We start from the raw sequence: 17213 nt of genomic DNA, 5'->3' as shown, positions 1-17213 counted from the left end.
CAGTCTCCTTACGGTTCAGTCGCGAACCAGATCCTGCAGACGGAATCCGGCGATACGGAAGATCTGTCGCAAGCATTCGTCGATCTCGTCCGCCCGGCTGTTTGCAACGCGCGCCGCGAAGTTTTCGATGATGCTGGCACGCGTATGCCCACGCACCGCCAGGATGTAAGGGAACCCGAACTTGGCTTTGTACGCATCGTTGAGTTCGGTCAGCCGCGCAAATTCATCGGCACTGCACTGGTCCAGCCCCGCCCCCGCTTGCTCACGCGTGGACTCGGCCGTCAGTTCGCCTCGCACGGCCGCTTTGCCCGCCAATTCGGGGTGAGCACGGATGAGGTCGAGCTGAGGGCCTTCGCCAGCATCGATGACGGCCTGACACATGGCGTCCTGCAACGCCTCGACGGTGGCAAACGGACGGTCGTCCCAAGCCGCTTCGGCCACCCAAGGCGAATGCTCGAAGATGCCGTCGAGCGCCGCAACGAACTCGGCACGGGGCAACGCCGACAGTTCGGCAACGGTACGTTGGGTCATAGACAACGGGGCGTTCATTCACTGCTCTCCCGGAGAACAAAGGTGGCGCCCCGCCATGCTTTTCGCACAGCCGAGTGACGCCTTTCGGATTCAAATTTCTACCAGTGACCACGCCGGTTCCCAACGTAGCCGCCTCACCCAAATCTGCTCGCTCACGCCGCCACGTACGGATGGCGCGTCTGCCAGTGACGTGCCACGTCGATACGACGACACACCCACACACGATCATGTTTCTCAATGTGATCGAGGAATCGCTGCAACGCCGCAAATCGCCCTGGGCGACCCAGCAAGCGGCAATGCATGCCCACCGACAACATCTTCGGTGCCTCGTCCCCTTCCGCATACAAGACGTCAAACGCATCGCGCAGATAATGGAAGAAGTGATCCGCCGTATTGAAGCCCTGCGGTGCCGCGAAGCGCATGTCGTTGGAATCGAGGGTGTAAGGCACGACAAGGTGAGGCTTGACGTCGCCCGTGCCGGTCCGCACCTGTGTCCAGAATGGCAGGTCGTCGCCATAGTTGTCGGAGTCGTACACGAACCCGCCCTGCTCGACCACCAGACGCCGCGTATTCGGGCTGTCACGACCCGTGTACCAGCCAAGCGGCGCGCTACCCGTCATTGCCTTGAAGAGGTCGATCGCGATGCGCATGTGCTCGCGCTCGGTCGCCTCGTCCATGTTCTGGTAGTGAATCCAGCGCCACCCGTGACACGCGATTTCATGCCCCAATTCCTGAAAAGCGGCTGTCACCTCAGGATGACGCTGCATGGCCATCGCCACGCCAAACACGGTCAACGGAAGCCCGCGGCGCTCGAATTCGCGCAAGATGCGCCACACGCCCGCCCGCGACCCATATTCGTAAATAGACTCCATGCTCATGTGACGCGCTTCGTACGCCGCCGCGCCAATGATCTCGGACAGGAATTGCTCGGACGCGCGATCGCCGTGCAATACACAGTTCTCGCCGCCTTCTTCGTAATTCAGAACGAACTGAACGGCAATGCGCGCACGCCCCGGCCAGTCGGCAAACGGTACGTGACGGCCATAACCGATGAGGTCGCGCGGATAGTCGCTGGAACTTGCAATGTGGCTGGCCATGGTGTCCTGGCATTCGGGGAATGGCGAAATGATCGAAGCAGTGTAGCCAAATCCATCCCGCGGAAACATAGCCAGATTCGGATATTCAGGCTGTGCTTAAACGTATAGTCGCCCCCGCACGGCCCCGCCCGTTCACGCGCGCTCCTTCGCCCGCGCTCATTCGGCACCCTCCCCGCCCGTGGATCTTGGTTGTCGACAAATCCACCAAAAACACCCTCAAATAACGCAAAAAATCACGCAACCTCGCCCAATAGACGTCAATCGACGCAACAACAAAAAAGCACGCCGGGCCGTTGTTTCGACCCGGCGTGCTTTCGCTTGCCGCTATGCCGCTTTACCGAACGCTCAGTCGGCGCTCGCTTGGAAATTACGCGTACAGATAGGGATATCCCGTAAGCGTCAGCGTGACCTGCGCCCCGGATGTCTGCAGTCTGGCCTGTCCGCCCACCGGCAAGGTCAGTTTGTCGGGACAGTGACCAAACGGCATATCGGTCACGATCGGAATGCCGATCACTTTACGCACGCTTTCGATCATCGCCGGCATGTCGTATCCGTTGTCATATTCGGTCACTCGGTACTGTGAGAAATCCCCAAGCACCAACGCACGTTGACGCGCCAGAATGCCGGACTGATGCAACTGGTACAGCATCCGCTCAACGCGATACGGCGGCTCGTTGACATCTTCGACGAACAACACGCCCCCCTCGATCTGCGGCAGGTACCGGGTACCGATCAGGCTGCAGACCATCGCCAGGTTGCCGCCCCACAAGGTGCCCGACACGTCGATATCGCCGCTCGCCCCATCCCCCAGCCACTGGGCCACGTGACTCGGCGAACGCAATACGGATTGGAATTGCGTCAGGGTGAAATCGCTCAGCGGATCGGCCCCGAAGTCCGCCAGCAACATCGGCCCCGCAAACGTGGTGAGCTGGGCCTGCGCCAACAGTGCCAACTGCACGGCCGTGAAGTCGCTATGACCGATGATGGCGACCGGTGCTCCCGATAACCGGCGATGCAGGCCTTCGTAGTCAAGCTGGTCGAGCAGATGCACGGCGCCATATCCGCCACGCACCGCGAGCACGATCTCGGGCACGGGATGCTCACGCCCCGCCAGCTGGTTGATTTCGGCAACGCGCTCGGCATCGGTTCCCGCAAAGCGCAAGTACCGACGCGCAAGCGCCTCGCGATTGCTGACGGTGTAGCCGAGTCGCTCCAATGTCTCGATGCCGCGCAAGGCGACGTCGGGGTCGGGGGCGTAGCCCGACGGGGCAATCAGTTCGAGAAGCCTGGTCTGCGTCAATTGAGGGATCCCGGTGTTGGGGTTGGGGTCTCGCCCACCGCCTCGGCGGACGCCGACGAGCGACGCGCCTTCGCAGCGGCACGTCGTTCACTGAAGAAGGTCTGGAGAATGTCGACGCACTCGTCGCGCATGACGCCGCCGAGCACTTCGGCATGATGATTGAGCCGAGGTTCCGCGAACAGGTCGACCACGCTGCCGCACGCCCCGGTCTTGGGATCCGCTGCCCCATACACGACGCGCTTCACGCGCGCATGCATGATCGCACCCGCACACATGACGCACGGCTCGAGCGTCACATACAGTTCGCATTCCGGCAGACGATAGTTGCCCAACGCCTGTGCCGCCGCGCGCAGCGCCTGCATTTCGGCATGAGCCGACGGGTCGTGGCCGCCGACTGGACAGTTGTGCCCAACGGCAATCACCTGTCCGTCGCAAACGACGACGGCACCCACCGGCACCTCTCCCTGCACCATCGCGGCACGGGCCTGCTGCAGCGCCAGGCCCATGTAGGTCTCGTCGGTGGCGGGTAAATCTCGATTCATGAAACGTTGACGAAAAGCCGCCGCACGTCGCCCGCCCCATTTCGGACGCGCTACGCACAGCGCAATTGGCCGCTATCGGCAATGCGCTATTCTCGCACACGCCCCGCCACCGTCACACATCGGGCGCGCGCTCCGCAAGCCCCCGCCGCACCCGCAATCCCCCGACTCGCGCGTATTTCAGTCCCAAGCGGGCGCGAGCGACGCCGGATTGGCCTGACGCTCGTTGCGATCGAGCGTGGCGATCCGTGCCATGTCGTCATTGCTTAGCCTCAGGTCGCACGCCTTCATGTTGCTCGCCAGATTCTCGCGCTTGGTGGACGACGGAATGACGGCGTATCCCTGCTGCATCGCCCAGGCAAGCGCGACTTGCGCCGTGGTAGCCTCGTGCGCCTCGGCAATTTTCACGAGCACCGGATCGTTCAAAACTTTTCCGTACGCCAGCGTCATGTATGACGTGACGTGAACGCCCTGCGAACGCGCAAATTCCGCCAGTTTGCGGTTCTGCAAGTATGGACTCAGCTCGATCTGCAAGGTCGCCAACTCGCCCGGCCCAACAATGCCAATGGCCTGCTGCAGCAGCGCAATGGTGAAGTTGGACACGCCGATGGCACGGGTCAAGCCCTGCTCGCGGGCTTCGCGCAACGCGCCAAGATATTCCGCCATCGGCACTGCATTGGCCGGCGACGGCCAGTGAATCAGCGTGAGATCGACCCGGTCGGTGCCGAGCTTCGAGAGACTGTCCTTCAGGCTCGGAATCAACTTGTCACGGGAAAAGTTGTCGACCCAGATCTTGGTGGTCAGATGCAACGCGTCACGCTTGACGCCCGATGCCGTCAGTGCGTGCCCGATGTCGGCTTCGTTCTCGTAGATCTGCGCGGTGTCGATCGCGCGGTATCCCAGCGCGAGCGCCTGGGTAACGGTATCGACGACGGTTTGCCCCTTCAAACGGAACGTGCCGAGGCCAAAGGCGGGAAGACTCATGAGTGCAACTCCTGTCAGATGCGTCGCGCCAAGGAAATCAACGTCCGTTGAACGGCACGACGGAAGCGCACAGTGTCCCGGATTCGCGCACGCACAAGAAGCCCCCACAGACGAACAAGATTCGTGCATTGAATTCACAAATAATCGCGAATCGGGGCGTCGACCGCTGCGATCGACAGTGGCGACTCAGACTGCAGTCTGCGGGAGGAAGCTGGCGTCTTCCCGCGCCATCGCCTTGATTTCGTTACGGGTGGCGAGGATATGCGCCTCGAGCAGGGACACGACCGCCCCCACGTCGCGACGCCGGCATGCCGCGAGAATTTCGTAGTGATCGTGCTGCGGGTTCTCTTTGCCGGTCGCCTGCGACATCGCCAGATGCGAGTAGCGGTCGGTGTTCAGGCAGTAGGCTTCGACGAGCATCCGCAAACGGCGGTTGTTGGCGGGCGCCGACAGCGCAAGATGGAAACGTCGGTTGTATTCGGCCCACTCCGAGACGGCTTCGGACGCCGAGTAGTCCGCCAGGATCTGTTCCATCCCCTGGAAGTCGCGCTCCGCCATGTTGGGCACGGCAAGCTTCGCGGCATGGCATTCGAGCGCGACACGAATGTCGAGCAACTCGCACAATAGCTCGAGGTTCATGCTCGTCACGGTCGCGCCACGGTTCAGAGGGTGGGTAACCAACCCCTCCGCTTCCAATTGCCGCAACGCTTCGCGCACCGGCACCCGGCTTGCGTTGAAACGCTCAGCCAGGGCTTCCTGACGCAGTTGATACCCACCCGGGAGCACGCCGCGCAAGATTTCGTCTCGCAGCGTGTCGCGGATGGCCTCATGAAGGGCTTGGGATCTGGGTGTTCGCATACTTACTTGCCCGCTCGCGCCTCCGCCAGCGCAATAGTCAGGTGCGCTACCTTCTTCTTGAGCGCATCGCGCTCGGCGGTCATGGCTTTGAGTTCCTTTGACAGACGCGTGAGTTCGTCGGTCGGCTCCGCAGTGGTATCCCACGGCGGCGTGCCGTCGTCTTCGTCAGCGATCTCGTCGTCCTTCCTCTTGCGTGGCTTGACCGGACGCGCCTCACGCACCTGACGCGCCAGCTCACGCAACTCCTGCTTGCCAGCGACCACCGCGGCCACCTGTGCCGCCTGCGGCAAGGTCGAGACGGCCGCGGCCGCGTTGATCGACACCTCCCCACGCTTGACGGCATCCACCAGTTCCGGCGCCGCCGCCGTGTGGATCTGCTCGATCTGCCCCAGCGTATTGCTCGACAATCGCGCCGCACGCGCCAACGCCGCGCGCGTGAGCGCCATCGTATGCGCGGGGATCGACGCATTGGTCCCCATTGCCTCAGCCGCATCGCTCGCCGAAGCGGCCGGCGGCGCCTCGGCTTGCGCCGGATTGTCGCTACCGGTGCGGGCTTCGAGAATGGTCTTCTTGCGCAACGCCAGCACGCCGCGCTGGTAATCGGACACGCTGCGCCGGCCCAGGTGATTGTCAATCATCCACAGGCGCACGTCGTCCATGGACTTGAACGAGAGGTTCTGCACCGTACGGAATTCGATGTTGTGCTTGCGGCAAATCGCGTAGCGATTGTGGCCGTCGACCAGCACGTCGCCCCACAGTACAAGGGCGTCGCGGCATCCCTCGGCCAGCAGGCTCTGTTCGAGCGCCGCATATTCATCAGGCGTGAGCGGATCGATGTACGCCTTGAGTTCTTCGTTGATCTGGACTGTCATGGATTTCTGTGACGATGCCGCCGCCCCCGGCGCCGCTGGCTGCGGCACGACGCGGAACGTCGGCATGGAAAGACGTTGCAGGCGGCATTATCGCCTGTCTGGCCGGCTTTGACGAAACGAACGCCCGGACCCTGCCCGGGTCGGCGCTCAGGACAGCACGCCGTGATCGGTCAGGAACGCCTGAATGCGCGACAGACGCGCCGCCGGATCGACGATGCCCAGCAGGGCCTCTTTCTCGTGCGGCGGCAGCGGCAACAACTCGGCCCATCGATCCGCGACCCAGCCGCACTCGTCCAGACGGTACGGCGGTGCGAGCGGCAATTTTGCCGCGCGTGCCGGGTCGCGCTGCAAACCGGCAATCAGCTTGCCCAGTGTGTCGGCACTGATCTGCAAGTTATCGGGGATGGCGATGTTGACATCGTCCGGCAGCATTTGCGCTTCGCCCGTCCAAAGCCCGTACTTCCCCTGCTCGACGGACGCGAGCCGAAACTTGGTCGTGCCACGGCACACGAGCTCGAGCAGCGACGGCATGGTCGCGCGCCAGTCGTCGATGCGCGCCATCGTGCCGATCATGGCGGGCTCCTCGACGCCGTCGGGCAAGCGTACCTCGCTGCCCTTGCGCAGGACGACCACACCAAATTCGGTGCCATCGGCGAGACATCGCTTGATCATGTCGAGATAGCGCACCTCGAAGATGCGCAGATGCAACACCCCAGCAGGAAACAGGGCGTTGCCAAGCGGGAAGAGTGGGATCTGGACCATGCCATATGATGACACGAAGTCACTCGCGGTATGCGCCATTGTCTTGCCAGGGCGCATAGCGCCTACCCGCTCGCAAGCGACGCAACACGATGACCGTTTGTCGCAATCCCCTGTGGCCGAGCGCGCGGCCAGCGCCTCATCGAACTAGCGAGACGGTGTGTCATCGGGGATGCGCCGAGATGTTACGCTTTCAGACGCGAATCGTAATGCGGGCTGCCGTTGTGGGCATGCCGGCGTCTCTGGAGGTTATCGGTATGACAGTGGAAAAAGTGGCGTTGATTACGGCGGGCGGCAGTGGCATGGGCGCTGCCGCGGCGCGGCGTCTCGCGGCAGATGGCTTCAAAGTCGGCATCCTGTCGTCGTCGGGCAAGGGCGAGGCCCTGGCCACGGCGCTGGGTGGCGTGGGCGTGACGGGGTCGAATCAATCGAACGAAGCGCTGGCGACGCTGGTCGAGTTGGCCGTCGAACGCTGGGGACGTATCGATGTGCTGGTCAATAGCGCAGGTCACGGTCCGAGAGCGCCGATTCTGGAGATTACCGACGACGACTGGCATCGCGGCATGGACACCTATCTGATGAACGTGATCCGCCCGACGCGGCTGGTGACACCGATCATGCAGAAGCAAGGCGCGGGCGCGATCATCAACATCTCGACAGCGTGGGCGTTCGAGCCGAGCGACATGTTTCCGACTTCCGCGGTGTTTCGCGCCGGTCTGGCATCGTTCACGAAGCTGTTTGCGGACAAGTACGCGAAGGACAACGTCCGAATGAACAATGTGCTGCCGGGCTGGATCGACAGTCTGCCGCAGCAAGAAACACGCCGTGAGAGCGTGCCGATGCAGCGCTACGGCACGGCGGAAGAGATCGCTGCGACCGTGGCGTTCCTCGCGTCGGAAGGCGGTGGGTATATCACCGGCCAGAACATTCGCGTTGATGGCGGACTGACGCGCTCGGTGTGAGCGTCGCGCGCCTGCCTTCACCGGACCCATTCGGTCTGGCCGCCTCCCTCACCCATCGCGCACAAGATTGGAGCGGCCCTCCCCCTCGGGTCCTATCGGTTCAGGCACGGCCACGATCATCAGGCCGACATTCCGATCGATGCCCCTTCGTCCGGGGCTTGCTTGACAACGCGACTCGTGGTCGCCCGCAAACTCACGCCTGTGCGAGAACCTGCTGGGCGATGACGCTCGTAATACCGGTCTTGTCGTCGCGGGCGCGCGCCAGCAGACCAATGCTACGTTGCTCGGCCACGTCGGGCAGCGCGACGACGCGCAGGGTGTCTTCTTGCGCCCACGTGGCGTTGCGCAGCATTGGCACGACGGTGACGCCGAGCCCCTGGCGCACCAGTCCCACAATGCCTTCAATGGAACTCAACTCCAGGAATTCATTGACCTTGATGCGCTGACGCCGCAAAGCGCGATCGATCAGCGCCCCCGTGCGTTGTGTGTGGTCGAATCGCAGGAAGGGTTCCGTCGCCAGCAGCCGCGCGCTCAACGCCTGCTTCATCCCGGAAGGGGCAAGCATCACCAGAGGCTCGCGATACAGGGGCGTCCAGCGCACCCCAGCGGGCCGACGCCCCGGCGGCTCGACCAGCACCGCGCAATCAATATCACCGGCGTCGAGCTGGGCCGTCAGTTCCATCGAGCGCGCGGTCACGATCGAGACCTCCAGGCCCGGGCGCGCCTGCTTGATCTGCAGCACGGCGGGCGCCAACGCGCTCACCGCAGACTCGATCGCACCAATCGCGACAGGGCCGACGGGCGACTCGATGCCGGACGCCAATATGCGCATGTTCTGGTATTGCGCCAGCAACAACTGCGCGTGCGGCAGCAACGCCCGGCCCATGGCGTTGAGTGCAATCGAACGCCCCACCCGATCGAATATTGCGTGACCGAACTCCTCTTCCAGCGCGCGCATTTGCATGCTCACCGCCGACTGCGTCATCGCCAGACGTTCGGCCGCCGAAGCGAACGAGCCGTACCGCGCCACCGCTATGAAAGTGCGCATGAATCGCAGGTTGCTCACGGGTTTCCTCGCAGGTCGTGTCGAGATCCCGTCGACCGCGAATTCATCAAAATATTTGCGATGACGGATCACAAATTCTAGCTTTTATTGCTTTTTTTACACAAGCAGAATCAGTCGGAGCAAGTGAATCCGGCTTGCCACAGTCAAACTTCGAGACAGGAGCCTCTCCATGGAAGTTTCAGTTGAGCGCGACAGCGCCGCTACCCCGACAGCCCCGGAACGATCGGGCAAACGTATCGACGTAGGCGTGATTGCGGTATCTACGATCGGCAATGCGCTCGAATGGTTCGATTTCACTGTTTTCACGTTTTTCGCGGCGAACATCGCCCGCCAGTTCTTTCCCAGCGATAACCCGACCGCCGCCTTGCTCGCCACCTGGACGACGTTTGGCGTGGGGTTCCTCACGCGGCCGCTGGGCGGCATCGTTTTGGGTAACGTCGCCGACAGGCATGGCCGCAAGTCAGCCCTGCTGCTGACCATCTCTGTCATGGCGGTCGGTGTCGCGGTCATCGCCTTTGCGCCAACCTATGCGTCAATCGGCATGGCCGCACCGGTACTGATGTTGATCGGCCGTTTCCTGCAAGGCTTTTCCGCCGGCGGCGAAGTGGGCAGCGCCACCGCCTTCCTGGTCGAGCATGCCCCTGTCGAACGACGCGGCGTGTACGGCAGCTTCCAGATGATCGCTCAGGCCTGCAGCATGTTGCTCGGGGCCATCGTATCGGTAGGTATCACCCAAACCCTGACCCCGGAGCAGATCGACGCATTCGGATGGCGCATTCCCTTCGCGATCGGCCTGCTGATCGTGCCAGTCGGCCTGTATGTGCGCTCGCGCCTGGACGAATCCCCGGTATTCAAGCACGCCACCCAGCATGCCGAGCCCCGGCGCTCGCCTTTCATCGAATCGGTGACCACGCACTGGCGACAGGTGCTGGCCGGCTTCGGCCTGACGGTGTACGGCACCATTGGCACGTACATCTTTTATTACTACATGCCGAGTTACGCCACGAAGTCGCTGGGCATTCCGTTCAAGAGCAGCGTGATCGCGTCGCTGTGCGCGGCCGTCGCGTACATCGTCGGCACCTTTGCATCGGGCCGGATTTCAGACGTCATCGGCCGCAAGAAGCCAATGGTAGCGTCCGGCGTGATCAGCCTGGTCATCACGTATCCGCTGTTCCTGGCCGTGAGTCACACGCCGACACTGCCGATGCTGATCCTCGTGCAGTGTTGCCTGATGCTCTCGCTGGGCTTGTTCCAGGGCTCGTATTGCGCCTTCGTCTGTGAACTCTTCCCATCGCGGGTACGTGCCACGTCGATGGCGATTGGCTATAACTTCGCGGTCATGATCTTCGGCGGCTTCGCCGGCGCCATTGCCACGCTACTCATCAGCTGGACGGGGGACAAGCTCGCTGTCGTGTACTACGGAATGTTTGGCGCGGCGGTGGGCCTCATCACGATCCTGATGCTGCAAGACCGCTCGCGCATGCCGCTGCAGTAACAATTCGCGCATCGCTCCCCATGCGCGGGACGTCGTCTCGCGCATGTCTAACTCACTTCAGTCCCACAACACGCCCCATGGCCAATGTCGCGCCCCGGCTTTCTTGACGATCGCCGGCGGCGGCGCCATCGGGGCCTCCATGGAGAACCCGCTTACATGTCCATCATTCCCGAAATCGCTGAACGCACCACCGAGTTGCAGGCCATTCGCCGCGACCTCCACGCCCACCCGGAGCTGCGTTATGAGGAAGCGCGAACGTCCGACATCGTTGCGCGTCTGCTCGAATCCTGGGGTATCGAGGTCACCCGCGGCCTCGGCAAGACAGGGGTCGTCGGCGTGTTGCGCAACGGTACCGGCAAGAAGACCATCGGTCTGCGTGCCGACATGGATGCCCTGCCCATCCAGGAACTCAACAGCTTTGCGCACGCCTCGCAATATGCCGGCAAGATGCATGCGTGCGGTCACGATGGTCATACCGCCATGCTGCTGGGCGCTGCGCAGCAGCTTGCCACGCATCGCACGTTCGACGGCACGATCGTGTTCATCTTCCAGCCCGCGGAAGAAGGCGGCGGCGGCGCCAAGGCCATGCTTCAGGACGGCCTGTTCGAGCGATTCCCGGTCGACGCGGTGTTCGCGCTGCACAACTGGCCGGGACTCGCCGCCGGTAGTTTCGGTGCGCGCGTGGGTGCGACGCAGGCGTCGAGCAATGAGTTCCGGATCGTCGTCAAGGGGACGGGGGCGCACGCCGCCATGCCGCACGATGGCATCGACCCGGTCCTGACGGCCATGCAGATCGGTACCGGTCTGCAGAGCATCATGACGCGCAACAAACGTCCGATCGACGCCGCCGTGCTATCCATCACACAAATGCAGGCCGGCGAAGCGATCAACGTCATCCCCAACACCGCCACGTTGGCCGGCACCGTGCGTACGTTCTCGATCGAAGTGCTCGATCTGGTGGAGACTCGCATGCGCGAGTTCTGCACATCCACGGCGGCCGCCTATGGCTGTACGGCGGAATTCACATTCGTGCGCAATTACCCACCGACCGTCAACACGGCGACCGAGACGCAGTTCGCCGTCGATGTCATGCGAGAGATCGTCGGGCGCGACCACGTCGTCTACCCGATCGACCCGACCATGGGGGCGGAGGACTTTTCATTTTTCCTGCAGGAGCGTCCGGGGTGCTACGCGTATATCGGCAACGGACTGGGCGATCACCGCGCACACGGACACGGACTCGGCCCGTGCATGCTGCACAACACGAGCTATGACTTCAACGACGATGTGCTGACGCTGGGCGCCACGTATTGGGTTCGTCTGGCTGAAGCCTTCCTGGTCGCGTAACGCATCATGGCCAACGCATGCTTTTCCGCGACCTATGCCCAGGCACGCACGCGCTTTGCCGCCGCGGCACGGGCTGCTGGGGTCGCCGTGACGAGCCATCTCATTCCCGGCATCGCGGGGCGTGAAGGCGAGGAACTGGCGACCGACGTTGTGCGGCTCGGGGCACCGCGCACCCGTCGGCTATTGATCCTGACGTCGGGCACCCATGGCGTGGAGGGCTTTAGCGGCAGTGCGGCGCAAGTCGCACTGCTGGGCGATGCAGGGCTACAGGCACGCCTGGCGGCGGCTGATGTGGCGATCCTTGTCGTGCATGCCATCAATCCTTACGGCTTCTCGTGGCTGTCGCGAACCAACGAGGACAACGTGGACTTGAACCGCAACAGCATCGACTTCACACAGCCGCTGCCGGCCAACGATGCCTACGCCGATCTGCACGCCTTGCTGGTGCCACCGACGTGGCCGCCCTCGGACGACAATGTCGAGGCGATCACGCACTATATCGCCGCGCACGGTGAACCCGCGTATCAGCGGGCGCTGACCCTTGGGCAATATCGATTTGCAGACGGGTTGTTCTATGGCGGGCGTGCTCCGGTGGCAAGCACCCGACTGATGGACGCGCTCATTCACGACCATGCGCAGGCTTGCGAAGCGGTGGGGTGGATCGACTTTCATACCGGGCTCGGCCCCCCCGGCCATGGAGAGAAGATCAGCGTGGGACGAGTCGACGCCGCCGAACTCAGCCGCGCTCGTGCCTGGTGGGGTGCCGATCTGGCCAGCCCGGTCGACGGCACGACGGTGGCATCCAACGTTGGCGGGCCATTGCTCGACACGTTGCGGTTTGCGTGTCCGGATGCGCAGGTGACCGCCATGGCCATCGAATATGGCACGGTACCGCTCATCGACATGCTGCACATGCTGCGGGCGGATGCCTGGCTGCGCCAGCATCCGGACGCGCCGGCGGCGCAGGCGGCGGCGATTCGAGCAGCGGTGCGCGCGGCGTTCTGCTTCGAGGACCCGATTTGGCAAGGGCAGATTCTGGGCCAGGCGCGTGTGGCAATCCTGCAAGCCGTAACGGGGTTGGGGCGCGGTGCTGTCGACCACGGTCCGAGGCGAGCCAGCGCCAACCAGTGAAATGCACCAGCCTCCTCGAAGTAAAAATGCCGTTCAGTGCGCTGACTGAACGGCATCTTCCAGCATACGAAACGTTAAGCCTCTTTCGCGCACGCAGAAGTGCTGTAGTCGATCAATGCGATTGATTGGCGACCACGGGAACCGTTTCGATTGTCACGCGACGGTCAACTGCGAGGCATTGCAAGGCGGCAGTCGAACGTCCGTCGGGACATCCCGAAGACACCGGGTTCGCACTCCCCATACCGACGGCATCGATCCGATGGGCATCGATGCCCCGGCTGGCGAAATAGTCGCGAACGGTCTGGGCTCGATGAAGCGACAACTGCTGGTTGTAGGCTTGCGATCCAATTCGGTCGGTGTAACCCGCGACCTTGATTCGCTCACCGTTCGCCACGTTATCGCTAAGCGAGGCCGCGATACTGTCAAGTTTGGCGCGTCCTTCCGGCCGCAAATCGCCGAGCGCGAACTGGTTGAATCCGAACAGCAACGACGCGTCGAGCGTGATTCGCTTGACCGGCGCCGGCGCGGCAGCCGCCACAGGCGTTGGATTCACATACTTCTCGCATTCCGGCTCCTTCCAATACGTCGCCTTGACCAGCCGATTTTCATCGTACTGGACTTGGTACTGGCAGGAGATGAAGTCGTTTCCGTGTCCCGTCCGGAAGTCAAAGATGTAGTTCCACACGCGCACGCCAATCACGCCTTCATCGAAGTGCGGTTCTTTCAGGAGTGCGTAAACTTGCGTCTTATTCAACCCGGGAGCCATCTGCCGCAGATTTTCGACGTTGACAAAGGTCCCTTCTTTCAGCCATGCGCTGTCTCTGTCGGGGAATGCAACGCCCCCATCCGGGCCGGTCGTTGGCACGGTGCCACAACCCGCCAGGCAAGCGCCGTGTCAACGCCCCACAGGTAGCAAAATCCGTTCACGCCTTGACCACACCGCCACGACGTGAGGATTGCCGAGCTTCCGCCGCAGAGCGCGTCGGCAGCCACTGCGCCGTTGGCAAGGGCCGTGGCAAGGCAAAACGACAATACTAACGTGCCCCGTTTCATATTCGCCATTTCCAGTCGCCCCGGCCGCACTGACCGGGCTCGCCCATCGTTCGATCGTCCGAGATCGGATACCCATGCCGACTTGCACCCGGCCATCGATGAACGATAAGTGGTTGATGCCGCGAAATTGGAAAAAATCGTCAACGGTTCATTGCGACGTAAGTGAAATTCAAATATCACCGCTGGTGCGGCGCCGTTACGAATGTCTGGGCGCAAGGCCGTCTGCATTCAAGACCGAATGGCGCCAGCTGTTGCGGAAGAAACGCTGAATACCGTGGCCGAAATCAGTTGACCGCCCCGTCCAATCGCCCAGAACACGCCACCACAGCGCGACTATAAATACAGTATAACTGTACAGTTATACTGTATTTATGTTAGAGTTTGGACATGATCAAATCGTCACTCACATCCAACGCACCCTCAGCGGCCATCCTAGCCGGCGAATTGCGCATTTCACTAGGCAAACTGATTCGACGGGTGCGGGAGCAAGCCCATCCCGGTGACTTCACGTCCGCCCAGAAGTCGGTACTTCTCCGCCTGGATCGCGACGGGCCCGCCACCGTGTCCGCCTTGGCCCGTGCGGAAAGCGTCCGTCCGCAGTCCATGCGTATCACGGTGGCCGGACTAGAGGCGATGAAGGCCGTCAGCGGCAAACCCGATCCCGCCGATGGTCGGCAAACCCTCGTCGACCTGACACCCGGTTTTAGGAAGACCCTCAAGGAGAGCCGGACCGCCAAAGAAGACTGGCTGGTCCGTGCCCTGCAGGCGCAACTATCCCCCCAGGAACAAGGCGAACTCGCGGCTGCAGTGAAGCTGCTGCAACGCCTCGCCGACTTCTGAGCCGGCACCACCCGTTTCAGGAAATCGCATGGCCCTCACCACGCTCGACCCGACTACCGCCCTTATCATCGTTGACCTGCAAAAAGGCATCGTCGGCTCCCCTTTCATTCATCCCATTGACGGGATCGTGGATCGTTCGCGCGCACTGCTCGATGCGTTTCGCGAACGCGGCCTGCCGGTCGTTCTCGTCAACGTTGCCGGCGTAGCACCGGGGCGTACCGAGCGGCCGCGTCACAGCGGATCGTTCCCGGCGGGGTGGACCGACTTCATCCCCGAACTCGATCAGCAGCCCAGCGACATCGTCGTGACGAAGCGAACCTGGGGCGCGTTCGTCAACACCGGTCTCGAAAACCAACTAAAGACACTGGGCGTTACCCAAGTCGTCATCACTGGTGTCGCCACCGGGACGGGCGTTGAGGCGACCGCGCGTCAGGCGTACGAGCATGGCTTCAATGTCACCCTGGCTCTCGACGCCATGACGGACGCGCGTTCTGAGGCGCATGACTACAGCATCAAGAACATTTTTCCGAAGCTGGGTGAAACGGGCACGGCTCAAGACGTCATCGACCTACTGTCAACAAGGAGCGTCTGAAAATGGTATGGCTTCAACTCGTCTCCTACTTCTTCGGCGGCGCCTTTCTCACGAACGCTGTGCCGCACTTCGTCGCCGGCGTAATGGGAGAACCGTTCCAGAGTCCATTCGCAGAACCGCCAGGGCAAGGGCTGTCCTCATCGACGGTAAACGTGCTCTGGGGGTTTCTCAATCTGGTTATCGGTTACGTGCTCGTTTACCGCATCGGTGATTTCGACCTGAGACGCACGAGCGATGCCATCGCGTTCGGGCTTGGCATCCTGGCCATCGGGCTACTTTCCGCGCGGCTATTTGGCCGCTTCCACGGCGGCAATACGCCAGAGCATTCGTGAGCGCGGCAGCAACGGGCGTCTTCCGTTCGCTGAGGAACATCAACTACCGGATCTGGGCGGCTGGAACGCTGGTCTCGAATATCGGGACATGGATGCAGCGCACGGCCCAGGACTGGCTTGTCCTCACCCAACTCACCCATCACGATGCGTCGGCCGTGGGCGCGGTCATGGCGCTCCAGTTCGGGCCACAACTCCTACTGCTGCCCTGGACCGGCTTCGCGGCCGATCACTACAACCAGCGCAAGCTCCTCATGGCGACCCAGGCGACGATGGGTATTCTTGCCTTGGCGCTGGGCCTTCTCACCGCCACGGGTAACGTCCATCTCTGGCATGTCTATGTATTCGCTTTTCTGTCCGGCTGCACTTCGGCCTTTGATGCCCCCGTGCGCCAGGCCTTTGTGACAGAACTGGTCGGCGATGCGGACCTGCCCAACGCGGTCGCGCTCAACTCGACCTCGTTCAATGCGGCGCGAATGATCGGGCCCTCGATGGCCGGTCTGGTCATCGCTTCGATTGGCATCGGTTGGGCGTTTCTGTTAAACGGAGCCAGCTTCGTCGCAGTACTGGCCTCCCTGTTTCTGCTCCGTACCTCCGGTCTGCATGCGAACGCACGGGCACACCGAACCAAGGGGAGTCTGACCGAGGGATTGCGCTATGTAGGGTCTCGACCAGACCTCAAGGCGATCCTGGCCATGTTGTTCCTGATCGGTACGTTCGGACTGAATTTCCCGATCTTCATCTCAACCATGGCCGTCAGTGTCTTCCATGCAGATGCACGTAGCTACGGCTTCCTGTCGTCGATCATGGCCATCGGTACCGTCTCAGGGGCACTGATGGCCGCCGGCCGCGGTCGGCCACAATTCACCTCGCTGCTGATCGGTGCCACGATTTTCGGACTCGGTTGCGCGCTGGCCGCTATTGCCCCGAACTATTGGCTGTTCGCCGGTGCGTTGGTCGTCATCGGGGTCGCCGCCTTGACCTTCACCAACGCGACCAACAGCCTGATGCAGCTCACGACCGAGCCCGCCATGCGGGGACGGGTGATGGCACTGCGCGTGGCCATCGCGCTCGGGGGTACGCCGATCGGTGCACCTATCGCGGGTTGGGTGGCGAACCATCTGGGTCCACGCTGGGCACTCGGCGTTGGGGCGGCATCGGGTATCGCCGCGGCCATCGTGGCCGTCTCCGCCATGACGCGGCAGATTCATCAGCCGTGGCGGGGCGAACTTCACAAGGGCGACCACTCGCGCTAATGTAACGACTCAGCGGAACCTGCTCAATGCGTTATCAGGTCGGCGACAGCGCGGAGCCGCACCAGTCCTATACGAAGACGGGTGCCAAGCGCTTCATCGTTGACTGAGCAGCGGCTACTGAGATCGTCAGCGGACAGCACGAGGTCGTGTTATACCGACCGCATGAGGTGCGCACCCGATGTGATCGTCGCACTCGGTAGTC

General features: G+C 62.4%; 18 protein-coding genes. 8 read left to right on the top strand and 10 right to left on the bottom strand.

The features are described from left to right. Window positions 1-15 precede the first annotated feature (15 nt). From uraD to OYT13_RS10320, 8 genes are all read right to left on the bottom strand, one after another. Window positions 16-537: a 2-oxo-4-hydroxy-4-carboxy-5-ureidoimidazoline decarboxylase gene (gene uraD / locus OYT13_RS10355; RefSeq protein ID WP_026131624.1), complete on the bottom strand. Its 522-nt coding sequence runs from the start codon at window positions 535-537 to the stop codon at window positions 16-18. Between the two features lie 146 nt (window positions 538-683). Continuing rightward, complete coding sequence (puuE, locus tag OYT13_RS10350; protein ID WP_039829837.1) at window positions 684-1628, bottom strand: allantoinase PuuE; 945 nt, start codon at window positions 1626-1628, stop codon at window positions 684-686. A 367-nt stretch (window positions 1629-1995) separates the two neighbouring features. Beyond that, window positions 1996-2928 (bottom strand): muramoyltetrapeptide carboxypeptidase, encoded by a 933-nt coding sequence (ldcA, locus tag OYT13_RS10345; RefSeq protein ID WP_268567671.1) that lies wholly within the window; start codon window positions 2926-2928, stop codon window positions 1996-1998. Next, window positions 2925-3470 (bottom strand): tRNA adenosine(34) deaminase TadA, encoded by a 546-nt coding sequence (gene tadA, locus OYT13_RS10340; protein ID WP_261938675.1) that lies wholly within the window; start codon window positions 3468-3470, stop codon window positions 2925-2927. The genes ldcA and tadA overlap by 4 nt, the downstream gene beginning before the upstream one ends. 177 nt (window positions 3471-3647) lie before the next feature. Then, entirely contained in the window at window positions 3648-4451 is an 804-nt protein-coding gene (gene dkgB / locus OYT13_RS10335; protein ID WP_150564798.1) for a 2,5-didehydrogluconate reductase DkgB, read from the bottom strand. Window positions 4452-4637: 186 nt separating this feature from the next. After that, on the bottom strand, window positions 4638-5309 hold the full coding sequence (locus OYT13_RS10330; protein ID WP_268567670.1) for a GntR family transcriptional regulator: 672 nt from the start codon (window positions 5307-5309) through the stop codon (window positions 4638-4640). A 2-nt stretch (window positions 5310-5311) separates the two neighbouring features. Then, a complete protein-coding gene (locus OYT13_RS10325; protein ID WP_268567669.1) occupies window positions 5312-6181 on the bottom strand; it encodes a hypothetical protein in 870 nt (289 codons plus the stop codon). 147 nt (window positions 6182-6328) lie between these two features. Further along, window positions 6329-6943 (bottom strand): LON peptidase substrate-binding domain-containing protein, encoded by a 615-nt coding sequence (locus OYT13_RS10320; protein ID WP_026131620.1) that lies wholly within the window; start codon window positions 6941-6943, stop codon window positions 6329-6331. Between the two features lie 254 nt (window positions 6944-7197). Between OYT13_RS10320 and OYT13_RS10315 the strand changes: the two genes are divergently transcribed. After that, window positions 7198-7902: an SDR family oxidoreductase gene (locus OYT13_RS10315; RefSeq protein ID WP_026131619.1), complete on the top strand. Its 705-nt coding sequence runs from the start codon at window positions 7198-7200 to the stop codon at window positions 7900-7902. Window positions 7903-8095: 193 nt separating this feature from the next. On the opposite strand, the gene OYT13_RS10310 is transcribed toward OYT13_RS10315, so the two are convergent. Then, entirely contained in the window at window positions 8096-8950 is an 855-nt protein-coding gene (locus tag OYT13_RS10310; RefSeq protein WP_261938677.1) for a LysR family transcriptional regulator, read from the bottom strand. A 187-nt stretch (window positions 8951-9137) separates the two neighbouring features. On the opposite strand from OYT13_RS10310, the gene OYT13_RS10305 reads away from it, so the two are divergent. From OYT13_RS10305 to OYT13_RS10295, 3 genes are all read left to right on the top strand, one after another. Then, a complete protein-coding gene (locus OYT13_RS10305) occupies window positions 9138-10463 on the top strand; it encodes an MFS transporter (protein ID WP_017232069.1) in 1326 nt (441 codons plus the stop codon). A 156-nt stretch (window positions 10464-10619) separates the two neighbouring features. Then, the gene (locus OYT13_RS10300; protein ID WP_017232068.1) at window positions 10620-11810 is read left to right on the top strand and encodes a M20 aminoacylase family protein; all 1191 of its coding nucleotides are present in this window, start codon (window positions 10620-10622) and stop codon (window positions 11808-11810) included. A 6-nt stretch (window positions 11811-11816) separates the two neighbouring features. Continuing rightward, window positions 11817-12941, top strand: a complete 1125-nt coding sequence (locus OYT13_RS10295) for a M14 family metallopeptidase (protein ID WP_268567668.1) — start codon at window positions 11817-11819, stop codon at window positions 12939-12941. Window positions 12942-13053: 112 nt separating this feature from the next. Here the strand turns inward: OYT13_RS10295 and OYT13_RS10290 are convergent, their stop codons facing one another. Next, window positions 13054-13806 carry an OmpA family protein gene (locus tag OYT13_RS10290; protein ID WP_268567667.1) on the bottom strand — a complete coding sequence of 251 codons (753 nt, stop codon included), beginning with the start codon at window positions 13804-13806 and terminating at the stop codon, window positions 13054-13056. Window positions 13807-14381: 575 nt separating this feature from the next. Between OYT13_RS10290 and OYT13_RS10285 the strand changes: the two genes are divergently transcribed. From OYT13_RS10285 to OYT13_RS10270, 4 genes are read left to right on the top strand one after another with little or no spacing between them, the layout of a single operon-like run. After that, the gene (locus tag OYT13_RS10285) at window positions 14382-14834 is read left to right on the top strand and encodes a MarR family winged helix-turn-helix transcriptional regulator (protein ID WP_268567666.1); all 453 of its coding nucleotides are present in this window, start codon (window positions 14382-14384) and stop codon (window positions 14832-14834) included. Window positions 14835-14862: 28 nt separating this feature from the next. Further along, the gene (locus OYT13_RS10280) at window positions 14863-15426 is read left to right on the top strand and encodes an isochorismatase family protein (RefSeq protein WP_150564793.1); all 564 of its coding nucleotides are present in this window, start codon (window positions 14863-14865) and stop codon (window positions 15424-15426) included. A gap of 2 nt (window positions 15427-15428) precedes the next feature. Beyond that, window positions 15429-15758 carry a hypothetical protein gene (locus tag OYT13_RS10275; RefSeq protein WP_150564792.1) on the top strand — a complete coding sequence of 110 codons (330 nt, stop codon included), beginning with the start codon at window positions 15429-15431 and terminating at the stop codon, window positions 15756-15758. Continuing rightward, on the top strand, window positions 15755-17011 hold the full coding sequence (locus OYT13_RS10270; RefSeq protein WP_268567665.1) for an MFS transporter: 1257 nt from the start codon (window positions 15755-15757) through the stop codon (window positions 17009-17011). The genes OYT13_RS10275 and OYT13_RS10270 overlap by 4 nt, the downstream gene beginning before the upstream one ends. Window positions 17012-17213: the final 202 nt, after the last annotated feature.

This window comes from Pandoraea sp. XJJ-1 (genome assembly GCF_026802345.1).
Classification (GTDB): domain Bacteria; phylum Pseudomonadota; class Gammaproteobacteria; order Burkholderiales; family Burkholderiaceae; genus Pandoraea; species Pandoraea cepalis.
This window is presented reverse-complemented; position numbering and strand designations above follow the sequence as displayed.